11 protein-coding genes are annotated in these 12,501 nt (G+C 70.9%); 2 read left to right on the plus strand and 9 right to left on the minus strand.

Translation table 11 applies throughout. The features are described from left to right. Nucleotides 1-368: 368 nt before the first annotated feature. From AB0K17_RS18640 to thyX, 3 genes are all read right to left on the minus strand, one after another. On the minus strand, nt 369-2,054 hold the full coding sequence (locus AB0K17_RS18640; RefSeq protein ID WP_365967534.1) for a ribonuclease J: 1,686 nt from the start codon (nt 2,052-2,054) through the stop codon (nt 369-371). 124 nt (nt 2,055-2,178) lie between these two features. Then, complete coding sequence (dapA, locus tag AB0K17_RS18645; protein ID WP_365967533.1) at nt 2,179-3,078, minus strand: 4-hydroxy-tetrahydrodipicolinate synthase; 900 nt, start codon at nt 3,076-3,078, stop codon at nt 2,179-2,181. A gap of 208 nt (nt 3,079-3,286) precedes the next feature. Then, nucleotides 3,287-4,033, minus strand: a complete 747-nt coding sequence (gene thyX / locus AB0K17_RS18650) for an FAD-dependent thymidylate synthase (RefSeq protein WP_344439804.1) — start codon at nt 4,031-4,033, stop codon at nt 3,287-3,289. 218 nt (nt 4,034-4,251) lie between these two features. On the opposite strand from thyX, the gene AB0K17_RS18655 reads away from it, so the two are divergent. Then, the gene (locus AB0K17_RS18655) at nt 4,252-4,494 is read left to right on the plus strand and encodes a hypothetical protein (protein ID WP_344439802.1); all 243 of its coding nucleotides are present in this window, start codon (nt 4,252-4,254) and stop codon (nt 4,492-4,494) included. A 71-nt stretch (nt 4,495-4,565) separates the two neighbouring features. Further along, nucleotides 4,566-5,120 (plus strand): hypothetical protein, encoded by a 555-nt coding sequence (locus tag AB0K17_RS18660; protein WP_365967532.1) that lies wholly within the window; start codon nt 4,566-4,568, stop codon nt 5,118-5,120. A 195-nt stretch (nt 5,121-5,315) separates the two neighbouring features. On the opposite strand, the gene AB0K17_RS18665 is transcribed toward AB0K17_RS18660, so the two are convergent. From AB0K17_RS18665 to eccD, 6 genes are all read right to left on the minus strand, one after another. Beyond that, nucleotides 5,316-5,768, minus strand: coding sequence for a hypothetical protein (locus AB0K17_RS18665; protein WP_365967531.1), 453 nt, complete (start codon nt 5,766-5,768; stop codon nt 5,316-5,318). Between the two features lie 5 nt (nt 5,769-5,773). After that, on the minus strand, nt 5,774-6,526 hold the full coding sequence (dapB, locus tag AB0K17_RS18670; protein ID WP_365967529.1) for a 4-hydroxy-tetrahydrodipicolinate reductase: 753 nt from the start codon (nt 6,524-6,526) through the stop codon (nt 5,774-5,776). Nucleotides 6,527-6,554: 28 nt separating this feature from the next. Beyond that, nucleotides 6,555-7,934, minus strand: coding sequence for a pitrilysin family protein (locus AB0K17_RS18675; protein WP_365967527.1), 1,380 nt, complete (start codon nt 7,932-7,934; stop codon nt 6,555-6,557). Further along, complete coding sequence (locus AB0K17_RS18680; RefSeq protein WP_344439794.1) at nt 7,931-10,147, minus strand: polyribonucleotide nucleotidyltransferase; 2,217 nt, start codon at nt 10,145-10,147, stop codon at nt 7,931-7,933. The genes AB0K17_RS18675 and AB0K17_RS18680 overlap by 4 nt, the downstream gene beginning before the upstream one ends. 348 nt (nt 10,148-10,495) lie before the next feature. Continuing rightward, nucleotides 10,496-10,783 (minus strand): 30S ribosomal protein S15, encoded by a 288-nt coding sequence (rpsO, locus tag AB0K17_RS18685; protein ID WP_365967536.1) that lies wholly within the window; start codon nt 10,781-10,783, stop codon nt 10,496-10,498. 193 nt (nt 10,784-10,976) lie between these two features. Then, nucleotides 10,977-12,410 carry a type VII secretion integral membrane protein EccD gene (eccD, locus tag AB0K17_RS18690; protein ID WP_365983568.1) on the minus strand — a complete coding sequence of 478 codons (1,434 nt, stop codon included), beginning with the start codon at nt 12,408-12,410 and terminating at the stop codon, nt 10,977-10,979. Nucleotides 12,411-12,501 lie beyond the last annotated feature (91 nt).

Consider the following 12,501-nt stretch of genomic DNA (forward strand, 5'->3'; position numbering starts at 1 on the left):
AGATGGACGGGGTGTCAACATATCTGGCGTTGACTTTTGGCACGCTGTTGAGTTCTCAAGGAACGGACGCTTCCTTCGTACTCACCCGCAGTGTTATTTACTGGGGCTTTCCTCCGGGCGCTTCCCTTCGGTGTTTCCAACCTTACCAGATCCGTTTTCCGTTCCGTTTCCGGTTCGGAATTCGTTTCCGGCCCCCTGTTGGAGCGGGGTTCCGACTTTATCATCGGATTTTCCCTCCGCTGACCGGGAGTCGATCGTGCACCCGGAGGCGCTCGCTCTTCCCGTCGCGGCGGAGTCGTAAACGTACTGGACGGCCGCACCCGGATGCAAATCGGGACCGGGGCGGCCGTCCGTACGCTGACGGGGGGTCAGACCTCCACGACGACGGGGAGGATCATCGGGCGTCGGCGGTAGCTGTCGGAGACCCACTTGCCGACCGAGCGGCGCACCAGCTGCTGCAGCTGGTGGGGCTCGGCGACGCCGTCGGCGGCGGCCCTGGCGATGGCCTCCTCGATCTTCGGGACCACGGCCGCGAATTCCGCGTCGTCGATGCCGGAGCCGCGGGCCTGGATCTGCGGGCCGCTGACGACCTTGCCGGTGGTGCTGTCGACCACGACGAAGACGGAGATGATGCCCTCGTCGCCGAGGATGCGGCGGTCCTTGAGGGAGGCCTCGGTGACGTCGCCGACCGAGAGGCCGTCCACGTACACGTAGCCCGCCTGGACCTTGCCGACGATCTTCGCCTTGCCGCCGACGAGGTCGACGACCACGCCGTCCTCGGCGATGACGATGTGGTCCTTGGGGATGCCGGTCAGGGCACCGAGCTCCGCATTGGCCCGCAGGTGGCGCCATTCGCCGTGCACCGGCATCAGGTTCCTGGGCTTGCAGATGTTGTAGAAGTACAGCAGTTCGCCGGCCGAGGCGTGCCCGGAGACGTGGACGCGGGCGTTGCCCTTGTGCACGACGTTGGCGCCCCAGCGGGTCAGGCCGTTGATCACGCGGTAGACCGCGTTCTCGTTGCCGGGGATGAGGGACGACGCCAGGATGACGGTGTCGCCCTGGACGATGCGGATCTGGTGGTCGCGGTTGGCCATACGGGACAGCGCGGCCATCGGCTCGCCCTGGGAGCCCGTGCAGACCAGCACGACCTCGTCGTCGGGCAGGTCGTCGAGCGTCTTGACGTCGACGACGAGACCCGCCGGGATCCGCAGGTAGCCCAGGTCGCGGGCGATGCCCATGTTGCGGACCATCGAGCGGCCGACGAAGGCGACCCGCCGGCCGTACTCGTGCGCGGCGTCCAGGATCTGCTGGATGCGGTGGACGTGGCTGGCGAAGCTGGCCACGATGATGCGCTTCTGGGCGCCCGCGAACACCTGGCGCAGGACGCCGGAGATGTCGCGCTCGGGCGGGACGAAGCCGGGGACCTCGGCGTTCGTGGAGTCCACGAGCAGCAGGTCGATGCCCTCCTCGCCGAGCCGGGCGAAGGTCGGCAGGTCGGTGAGCCGGCGGTCCAGCGGGAGCTGGTCCATCTTGAAGTCGCCGGTGTGCACCGCCATGCCGGCGGGGGTGCGGATGGCGACGGCCAGGGCGTCGGGGATGGAGTGGTTGACGGCGATGAACTCGCAGTCGAAGGGGCCCAGGCGCTCGCGGTCGCCCTCGGCGACCTCGAGGGTGTAGGGGCGGATGCGGTGCTCCTGGAGCTTGGCCTCGATGAGTGCGAGGGTCAGCTTGGAGCCGATCAGCGGGATGTCCGGCTTCTCGCGGAGCAGGTAGGGGACGCCGCCGATGTGGTCCTCGTGACCGTGCGTGAGCACGATGCCGTCGATGTCGTCGAGGCGGTCCCGGATGGACGAGAAGTCCGGCAGGATCAGATCGACTCCGGGCTGCTCCTCCTCGGGGAAAAGCACTCCGCAGTCGACGATCAGCAGGCGACCGCCGTACTCGAAGACGGTCATGTTGCGGCCGATCTCTCCCAGGCCGCCGAGCGGGGTGACGCGCAGGCCGCCCTCGGGAAGCTTCGGCGGGGGGCCGAGTTCAGGGTGCGGGTGGCTCAAAAGACTCTCCTCACCACGCACGCCACATGTCCATGGGACACATGGCGCGCGTGACCTTGGTGCACTTGCAGTTGTCGTTTTCGATCATGAGTGATCGTCGATGTTCAGTTGTGAAGTCTTGGTGTTAGAGCTGTACCCCGCCCGCGGCGAGATCGCTCGTCAGCCGGCGGGTCTGCTCGTCGGTGAGCTCGACCAGCGGCAGCCGCAGCGGGCCGGCGGGCAGGCCCTGCAGGGCGAGGGCGGCCTTGGTGGTGATGACGCCCTGGGTGCGGAAGATGCCGGTGTAGACCGGCAGCAGCCTGCGGTGGATTTCGGTCGCCTTGGCGACATCGCCCGCGGTGTAGGCCTCCAGCAGGGCGCGCAGCTCGGGGGTGACGAGGTGGCCGACGACGGAGACGAAGCCGACCGCGCCGACGGACAGCAGCGGCAGGTTCAGCATGTCGTCGCCGGAGTACCACGCCAGGTCCGTGCGGGCCATGGTCCAGCTCGCGCCCGCGAGGTCGCCCTTGGCGTCCTTGTTGGCGACGATGCGCGGGTGCTCGGCCAGGCGGACCAGGGTGTCGGTCTCGATGGGCACGCCCGAGCGGCCGGGGATGTCGTAGAGCATCACGGGCAGCTCGGTGGCGTCCGCGATCGCCGTGAAGTGGCGGACGAGCCCCTCCTGCGGGGGCTTGTTGTAGTACGGGGTCACGGCCAGGATGCCGTGGGCGCCCGCCTGCTCGGCCGCGCGGGCGAGCTCGGTGCTGTGGCGGGTGTCGTTGGTGCCGGCTCCGGCAACGACGTGGGCCCGGTCGCCGACGGCCTCGACCACGGCCCGGACGAGCTGTGCTTTCTCCGCATCGCTGGTGGTCGGGGACTCACCGGTGGTGCCGTTGACGACCAGGCCGTCGTTGCCTGCGTCGACGAGGTGGGTGGCGAGGCGCTGGGCGCCGTCGAGGTCGAGGGTGCCCTCGGCCGTGAAGGGCGTGACCATGGCGGTCAGTACCCGCCCGAAGGGCGTCTGCGGTGTGGAGGTCGGAGCCATGGGGGTCACGCTACTCGTTGCTCACCGTGAGGTGCCCCCTCGGGGAGCGCCTAAGGGATCCCGGCACTGCCTGCTCGGGGGTTCAAGCAGTGCCGGGTCCGTTTTTTCAGCCTAGATGAAGGTGGTTAAACGCCGCAATACGGACACCTGGCTCGCTGGGCCACGCAGCGGGATGTCACCGTGCGTGGCCGGGCTCGCCGGGCGTGCCTCAGGGGGCGACGCGGCCGTTCTTGTTGAAGGCCTCGTAGGTGAGCGGCATGAGCTGCGCCCACGCCGCCTCCATCTTCTCGCCCACCATCTCGATCTCCCGCTGCGGGAACGAGGGGACCTTGGCCAGCTCGTGCTGGGTGCGCAGGCCGAGGAAGTGCATCAGCGAGCGGGCGTTGCAGGTGGCGTACATCGAGGAGTACAGGCCGACGGGCAGGACCGCACGGGCGACCTCGCGGGCGACGCCGGCGTCCAGCATCTCCTGGTAGGCCTCGTACGCCTGGCGGTAGCTGTCCTCCATGACCCGGCCGGTCAGCTCGTGCTGCTCGTCGGTGCCCTGGACGAAGACGTACTTGCCCGGGCGGCCCTCCTGCACCAGCTTGCGGGACTCGCCCGGCACGTAGAAGACCGGCTGCAGCTCCCGGTAGCGGCCCGACTCCTCGTTGTAGGACCAGCCCACACGGTGGCGCATGAACTCGCGGAAGACGAAGATCGGCGCGCTGATGAAGAAGGTCATCGAGTTGTGCTCGAACGGGCTGCCGTGCCGGTCGCGCATCAGGTAGTTGATCAGGCCCTTGGAGCGCTCGGGGTCCTTGGTGATCTCCTCCAGGGACTGCTCACCGGCGGTGGAGACACGAGCCGCCCACAGCACGTCCGTGTCGGCGGCGCTGTGCTTGACCAGCTCGACGGTCACGTCGCTGCGGAACGTCGGCTTGGCGTCCTTGACGACGTCGGGGGTGTCGGTCACCGGCGGGGTCCTTCCATGTGCGTTTCTCGAACCGCCGCCAAGACTACGGGCCGCCACTGACAGCCGGTGGCCATCGGTCCCGCCGGCCCCTTGCCACAGCGGGCGCCGGGATTCCAGTTGATATTTTTCACAGAAGTTACGGAAAACGGGCACCTGTGCGGCTCTTCGCGCGTCTATCCCTGTGACAGCCCACATCGAGGTTCCTAGGAGAGCCCAACATGTTCCGCCGGCGAGAGCCCGTGCCGTTCGCCTTCGTCGCCGAGGCCGAGCGTTACCGCAGCAACGTCACGCCGCCGCCCCGAGATCGCGCCAGCCGTGTGGAGATAGCCGGCCGCACGCTGGTGGGGCTGACGGTGGCCGCGGGGCTGGTCGGGGCGCTGCTGTTCGGGATGCCGTCACTTGAGACGGGTCCGCAGAACACCCACCACTCGCAGAAGTCCGAGGCCAACGCGGGCCGCTGATCCCCACCGGGGGCACGGCGGGTAACCTCACGCGGCACGCAAGTTCGAATGTGCTCGAGTGAGGATCCTCTGTGCCCCTGTCCAACCTGGCTGCCGCCGAGTCGGCAGCCCAAGAAGCGAGACCGTCGGCGCCGGAGGACCTCTACGAGGACCGCCGGCGCTGGCGTCGTCCGTACCAGCCGGGGCCCCTGCGGGTCGGTGGTGCGGCGTTGCTGCTCCTGCCGGCCGCCGGGCTGATGCTCGCGACCCTGATCACCGCCCTCGCAGGGGCCCTGATCGTCGCCGCCGTGTGCCTCGTGCTCGCCACCGTGCTGGTGATGCTGGCGGTGCGGCTGGTGCGGGCGGGCATCTGGGTCGGCGCCGAGGGGCTGCGCCAGCAGCGGCTGCTGTCCGGCACGACGCTGCCGTGGGCCGAGGTCGGCGACATCCGCGTCGTCCCACAGCCCGTACGGCGGCTGGGCGTGCTCGGTACGGTCGAGGGGCAGGCCCTGGTGGTCCACCGTGCCCAGGGCGAGCCGCTGCCGGTCCTGGTCGCCGACCAGGGCACCGACTTCCTCGGCCGCCCGCAGGCCTTCACCACGGCCGTCGCCGCGACCCGCGCCTGGGTGACCGAGCTCCGCGGCTGAGCGCCGGTCCTCGCCATGCGGTGCGCCCCCGTAAGGGGCGCGGGGAACTGCGCGATAGGCCACGACGTGCCGGCAGATTGCCCGGATCCCGGAGTGGTATGTCAGCTGCGGGCCGTCGCCGGCTGATCGCGCCCACGCGGCGGCAGCCGCACATCGACACGGCCCCGCGCCCCTTACGGGGCGCCGGAACAAGCCCTACGCCCGCACCGGCCTGCCATCGTGCAGGGCGATCGCGCGCTGCATGGCCTTGCGGGCCCGGGGGGTGTCCCGGGCGTCGTGGTAGGCCACGGCCAGGCGGAACCACGAGCGCCAGTCCTCGGGGGCCTGCTCGGTCTCGGCCCGGCGGCGGGCGAAGACCTCGTCGGCCGAGTCCCGGTCGATGCGGCCGCCGGGGGTGCGCACCAGCTCGTCGACCGGGAGACCGCCCTCGGTCTCCAGCTCGCGCGCCAGCCGGCCCGCGTCCCGGGCGAACTTGGTGGTGCGGTAGAGGAACCACGCGCCGATGAACGGCAGCACGAGCACCGCCAGCCCGAAGGCGACGGTGACGGGCGTGCCCTGTTCGATCAGCAGTACTCCCCGGCTGCCGACCAGGACGAGGTAGACGACCAGGACGGCGGCCAGGGCACTGTAGACGACCTTTGCGCGCACGGTGCTCAGCCCAGATCCAGGAAGTTTTCCAGCCCGAAGGTCAGGCCGGGGGTGGACACCACGCGCCGCGCGCCGAGCAGGATGCCGGGCATGAAGCAGCTGTGGTGCAGGGAGTCGTGGCGGATGGTGAGCGTCTCGCCGGTGTCGCCGAGCAGCACCTCCTGGTGGGCCAGTAGCCCGCGCAGGCGCACCGAGTGCACCGGGATCCCGTCGACGTCCGCGCCGCGGGCGCCGTCGAGGGCGGTGGTGGTGGCGTCCGGCTGCGGGGCGCAGCCCGCCTCGCGCCGGGCGGCGGCGATGAGCTGGGCGGTGCGGGTGGCCGTGCCCGAGGGGGCGTCGGCCTTGTTCGGGTGGTGCAGCTCGACGACCTCGACGGACTCGAAGAAGCGGGCGGCCTGCTGGGCGAAGGCCATGGTCAGCACCGCGCCGATGGAGAAGTTGGGGGCGATGAGCACGCCGGTGGCGGGCGAGTCCGCCAGCCACGAGCGCAGCTGCGCGAGCCGGTCCTCGGTCCAGCCGGTGGTGCCGACGACGCCGTGGATGCCGTTGCGCACGCAGAACTCGAGGTTGGTCATCACCGAGTCCGGGTGCGTCAGCTCGACGGCGACCTGTGCGCCGGCGTCGGTGAGCGCCCCCAGGTCGTCGCCCCGCCCGAGCGCGGCCACCAGCTCCATGTCCTCGGCGGCTTCCACGGCCCGTACGGCCTCGGAGCCGATGCGGCCCTTCGCGCCGATGACGGCGACGCGCAGCTTGCTCATCGTCCCTGCTTCCCCTGGATCGACCAGATCACGAAACGGCTTCGTGCAGGCGCGCGGCCTGCTTGTCCTTCAGCGGGCCGATGACCGACAGCGAAGGACGCTGCCCCAGTACATCGCGTGCCACCTGGCGGATCTCGTCCGGGGTGACCGCGGCTATGCGGGCCAGCATGTCGTCGACGGACATCTGGTCGCCCCAGCACAGCTCGCTCTTGCCGATGCGGTTCATCAGCGCGCCGGTGTCCTCCAGGCCGAGCACGGTGGAGCCGGAGAGCTGGCCGATGGCGCGGGAGATCTCCTCGTCGCTCAGGCCGTCGGCGGCGACCTTGTCCAGCTCCTCGCGGCAGATCCGCAGCACGTCGTGGACCTGGCCGGGGCGGCAGCCGGCGTAGACGCCGAAGAGGCCGCAGTCGGCGAAGCCGGAGGTGTAGGAGTACACGGAGTAGGCCAGGCCGCGCTTCTCGCGCACCTCCTGGAACAGCCGCGAGCTCATGCCGCCGCCGAGGGCGGTGTTGAGCACGCCGAGCGCCCAGCGGCGCTCGTCGGTGCGGGACAGGCCCGGCATGCCGAGGACGACGTGCGCCTGCTCGGTCTTGCGGCCGAGCACCTCCACGCGGCCGGCGGTGCGGATGGTCCGGCTGCCGGTGCGGGGGGCGATGGGCACCGCGTCCGTACGGCTCAGGGCGCCGGCCTTCTCGAAGGCGGCGCGGACCTGGCGGACGACCTTGGCGTGGTCGACGTTGCCGGCGGCGGCCACGACGAGGTGGGTGGGGTCGTAGTGCCGCTTGTAGAAGCGGGCGATCTGGTCGCGGGTGAGCGCGTTGATCGTGTCGACCGTGCCCAGGACCGGGCGGCCGAGGGGGGTGTCGCCCAGCATGGTGTGCGCGAACAGGTCGTGCACGCAGTCGCCGGGGTCGTCCTCGGTCATGGCGATCTCTTCGAGGATCACCCCGCGCTCGGCGTCGACGTCGGCCGCGTCGATCAGCGAGCCGGTGAGCATGTCGCAGACCACGTCGATGGCCAGCGGCAGGTCGGTGTCGAGCACCCGCGCGTAGTAGCAGGTGTACTCCTTGGCCGTGAAGGCGTTCATCTCGCCGCCGACGGCGTCGATGGCCGCGGAGATGTCCAGCGCGCTGCGCTTGGCCGTGCCCTTGAAGAGCAGGTGCTCCAGGTAGTGCGTGGCGCCGTTGAGCACCGGGGTCTCGTCGCGGGAGCCGACGCCCGCCCAGATACCGAAAGTGGCCGAGCGCACGGACGGCAGGGTCTCGGTGACCACGCGCAGACCACCCGGAAGGGTGGTGCGGCGCACGGTGCCGATGCCGTTCACGCCCTTGAGGAGTGTTTGGGTACGGGCGACGGCCCGCCCCTCCGAGGAGGGGCGGGCCGTCTTCCGCGTGCTGCGGGACGTCACTTGTCGGACTCGTCCTTGGCGTCGTCGGTGTTCTCGTCCTCGATGACGGGGACGAGGGAGAGCTTGCCGCGCTGGTCGATCTCGGCGATCTCGACCTGGACCTTGCTGCCCACGCCGAGCACGTCCTCGACGTTCTCCACGCGCTTGCCACCGGCGAGCTTGCGGATCTGCGAGATGTGCAGCAGGCCGTCCTTGCCCGGGAGCAGGGAGACGAAGGCACCGAAGGTGGTGGTCTTGACGACCGTGCCCAGGTAGCGCTCGCCGACCTCCGGCATGGTCGGGTTGGCGATGCCGTTGATCGTGGCGCGGGCGGCCTCGGCGGAGGGGCCGTCGGCGGCACCGATGTAGATGGTGCCGTCGTCCTCGATCGTGATCTCGGCGCCGGTGTCCTCCTGGATCTGGTTGATCATCTTGCCCTTGGGGCCGATGACCTCACCGATCTTGTCCACCGGGATCTTGACGGTGATGATCCGCGGGGCGTGCGGGGACATCTCGTCCGGACGGTCGATGGCCTCCATCATCACGTCGAGGATGTGCAGGCGCGCGTCACGGGCCTGCTTGAGGGCCGCGGCGAGCACGGAGGCCGGGATGCCGTCCAGCTTGGTGTCGAGCTGCAGGGCGGTGACGAAGTCCTTCGTACCGGCGACCTTGAAGTCCATGTCGCCGAAGGCGTCCTCCGCACCGAGGATGTCGGTGAGGGTGACGTAGTGGGTCTCGCCCTCGATCTCCTGGGAGATCAGGCCCATGGCGATGCCGGCGACCGGGGCCTTCAGGGGCACACCGGCGTTCAGCAGCGACATGGTGGAGGCGCAGACCGAGCCCATGGAGGTCGAGCCGTTGGAGCCCAGCGCCTCGGAGACCTGGCGGATGGCGTAGGGGAACTCCTCGCGCGTGGGCAGCACGGGGATCAGGGCGCGCTCGGCGAGGGCGCCGTGGCCGATCTCGCGGCGCTTGGGGGAGCCGACGCGGCCGGTCTCACCGGTGGAGTACGGCGGGAAGTTGTAGTTGTGCATGTAGCGCTTGCGCGTCACCGGCGAGAGGGTGTCGAGCTGCTGCTCCATACGGAGCATGTTCAGCGTGGTGACGCCCAGGATCTGGGTCTCGCCACGCTCGAACAGCGCCGAGCCGTGCACGCGCGGGATGGCCTCGACCTCGGCGGCCAGGGTGCGGATGTCGGTGACACCGCGGCCGTCGATGCGCTTCTTCTCCTTGATCACGCGCTCACGGACCAGGGTCTTGGTCAGGGAGCGGTAAGCGGCGGAGATCTCCTTCTCGCGGCCCTCGAACTGCGGCAGCAGCTTCTCGGCGGCGAGCTCCTTGACGCGGTCGAGCTCGGCCTCGCGCTCCTGCTTGCCCGCGATGGTCAGCGCCTGGGCGAGCTCGCCGCGCACGGCCTCGGTGAGGGCGGCGAGGACGTCGTCCTGGTAGTCCAGGAAGATCGGGAACTCGCCGACCGGCTTGGCGGCCTTGGCGGCGAGGTCGGCCTGGGCCTTGCACAGCACCTTGATGAAGGGCTTGGCGGCCTCCAGACCGGCGGCGACGACCTCCTCGGTCGGCGCCTCGGCACCGTCCTCGACCATCTTGACGGTCTTCTCGGTGGCCTCGGCCTCGACCATCATGATCGCGACGTCGCCGTCCTCCAGGACGCGACCGGCGACGACCATGTCGAAGACGGCGTCCTCGAGCTCGGTGTGCGTCGGGAAGGCGACCCACTGGCCCTTGATCAGGGCCACGCGCACACCGCCGATGGGGCCGGAGAAGGGCAGGCCCGCGAGCTGGGTGGAGGCGGAGGCGGCGTTGATGGCGACCACGTCGTACAGGTGGTCGGGGTTGAGCGCCATGATCGTCGCGACGACCTGGATCTCGTTGCGCAGGCCCTTCTTGAAGGACGGGCGCAGCGGGCGGTCGATCAGGCGGCAGGTGAGGATCGCGTCCTCGGACGGGCGGCCCTCACGGCGGAAGAAGGAGCCGGGGATCTTGCCGGCTGCGTACATCCGCTCCTCGACGTCCACCGTCAGGGGGAAGAAGTCGAGCTGGTCCTTGGGCTTCTTGGAGGCGGTGGTCGCCGACAGCACCATGGTGTCGTCGTCCAGGTAGGCCACGGCGGAGCCGGCGGCCTGGCGGGCCAGGCGGCCCGTCTCGAAGCGGATCGTGCGGGTGCCGAAGGCGCCGTTGTCGATGACGGCCTCGGCGTAGTGGGTCTCGTTCTCCACCAGGGGTGTCTCCTCAGTCGCGTCCCTGCCCGTGTGGCGGGGACGGTGGCGGAGGGTGCCGCGTGCTCTTGCGGGGGCCGGTCTTCGATCGAAGCACCCGGAATTCCCTGTTCCGGGGGCCACTACCGAGGACCGGCGGAGAGCCGGCGACCCTCCTCGTCAGGTGTGTTGTTCGGTATGCCGTTGTGGGACCAGACTACAAAGGTTCGGCCCCGCGCTGCTCCTCACAGCGCCGAGTGCGCTCCTTCCGGCGTGCCCGCGAGAGGCGGGGCCGGCGTACGCGCCCGGGTCCGACATACGCGAAGGGAGCGGCCCCCAGTGTGTGGGAACCGCTCCCTCCATGGCGTCTTACTTGGCGCCGGCGGCGCCGCGGCGGATGCCGAGGCGGTCGACCAGGGCACGGAAGCGCTGGATGTCCTTCTTGGCCAGGTACTGCAGCAGGCGGCGACGCTGGCCGACCAGGATCAGCAGACCACGACGGGAGTGGTGGTCGTGCTTGTGCATCTTGAGGTGCTCGGTCAGGTCGGTGATGCGGCGGGTGAGCAGCGCGACCTGGACCTCGGGGGAACCGGTGTCGCCCTCCTTGGTGGCGAACTCGGCCATGATCTGCTTCTTCGTAGCGGCGTCGAGCGACACGCGGTACTCCTTCTCGAGTCTGTTTTCGGCCACCGAGTGCCCCTGGTCTTAATCTCAGGGGAGCTTCCGTTACTCGGGAGGCGAGGTCCGCTGGGCGCTGCCCCCAGGGCCCCGAGGGCGATCCGGAGGCGCGTACACAAACGGCCACCGGACACACTACCAGCCCACCGGCCGGCCCCGGCCCCGGGGCGGCTCAGCCGCCGGTCAGGCCGCGTGCGGTGGCGTAGACGTCCAGCACCGCGAGGCACAGCGGCACGAGGGAGAGCAGGAAAACGCTCTCGGCCACGTCCGAGACCCTCCCCCAAAAGGGTGACAGACCCTTGCGGGGGACGATCAGCCCGACGCCGGTGAACAGGGCCGCGACGGCGGCGACGGCGGCCGTCAGCCAGATCGTGCGGACGTCGGAGGAGCCCGCGGGCGGATTCAGGGCCAGGCCCAGGACGAGCAGGGCCAGCGCGGCCAGGCCCGCACCGAGGACGGCGGCGACCTGCGCGGTGTAGCGGAAGAGGCGGGCCCGCAGCAGCATGGCGAGCCCCGCGGCCAGGGCCAGGGCCCGGGCCCAGGGGCCCGAGGAGAAGGCGAGCACCGCGCCGGCACCGGTCACCACGACCGCGCAGCCGCCGACCAGGCCCAGCAGCAGCTCGTGGCCCCGGCGGGCCTGTGCCGCGATGCGCTCGGCGTCCACCGGCTCGCCGCCGGCGGCGCCGCGGGGGGCGTCGAGGTCGTCGGCGGCCGCCGCGCGCGGGGCGGCGTAGCCGACGGGCAGCCGGGCGACGCGGGCGGAGAGGGCGGGCAGGAAGGCGAGGGCGCCGATCGCCGTCACGGCGCACACGGCGGCGACCCCGGCGGGCGCGGCACCGGTGAGGATCGCCCCGAAGGTGGCCAGGACGCCGGTGGCGGAGGCCACGACGGTGGCGACGAAGGGGGCGTCTCCCGCGGGGGTCAGGGCGGTCAGGACGACGGAGGCGACCAGCACGGTGGCGCAGCCCAGCAGGAACTGCAGGCGGCCGGTGCCCTCGCCCGCGGCGGGGCCGAGGATGCCGGAGCCGGCGATCAGTAGGTGGGGTACGGCGGCCAGGCCCAGGGCGACGGCCGAGCCCCCGTCGCGGTAGACCCGGGCCCGTACGCCCGCGAGGGCGACGAGGGTCAGGGCGACGGCGGCGGCGACGATGCCCGGCAGGCCGTGCATGTCGTGGCGGACGGGGTCGGCGCACCACAGCGCGAAGCCGGTGAGCACCAGCAGCAGCGCCCCGGCCAGGAGCCCGGCGCCGCGCAGCAGCCGGGTGTCCCACAGGGCCCGGTCGCGGGTGACGGCCGCGGCGACGGCGTCGGAGACGTCGTCGTGGACGGCCGGCGGCAGCGACTCGGCGAACGGCCGCAGGGCGAGGATCTCGCCGTCCACCACGCGCTGCGCGGCCAGCGTGCGCGAAGCGTCCAGCACGGTGCCGTCGCGGCGTACGAGGTGGTAGCCGGTGGGGGTGCCGGGAGGCTGCGTCTGGCCGGTGAGCCGCAGGATCTCCGGGTGGACGTCGGCGACGGGGAGGTCCTCGGGCAGTGCGACGTCGATGCGGCTGTCCGGTGCGACGACGGTGACCCTGCAGAAGCCGGTCGTGGCGGGCGTGCTCACCCTGATGTGCCCCCTGATCTGTCTGGCGGTGCGGACGCTTCGTCTCGGGGCTGGTCACCCTACCGGGGGCGAACGTCCGTGCGTCGCCGGG

Origin of the sequence: Streptomyces sp. NPDC049585 (genome assembly GCF_040675615.1) — a bacterium.
GTDB lineage: Bacteria > Actinomycetota > Actinomycetes > Streptomycetales > Streptomycetaceae > Streptomyces > Streptomyces luteosporeus.

Excerpts from the sequence above, each read along its gene's own strand:
- dapB (WP_365967529.1), bottom strand. The coding sequence starts at position 6,526 with ATGAGCAAGCTGCGCGTCGCCGTCATCGGCGCGAAGGGCCGCATCGGC.
- AB0K17_RS18655 (WP_344439802.1), top strand. The coding sequence starts at position 4,252 with ATGTTCCGCCGGCGAGAGCCCGTGCCGTTCGCCTTCGTCGCCGAGGCC.
- dapA (WP_365967533.1), bottom strand. The coding sequence starts at position 3,078 with ATGGCTCCGACCTCCACACCGCAGACGCCCTTCGGGCGGGTACTGACC.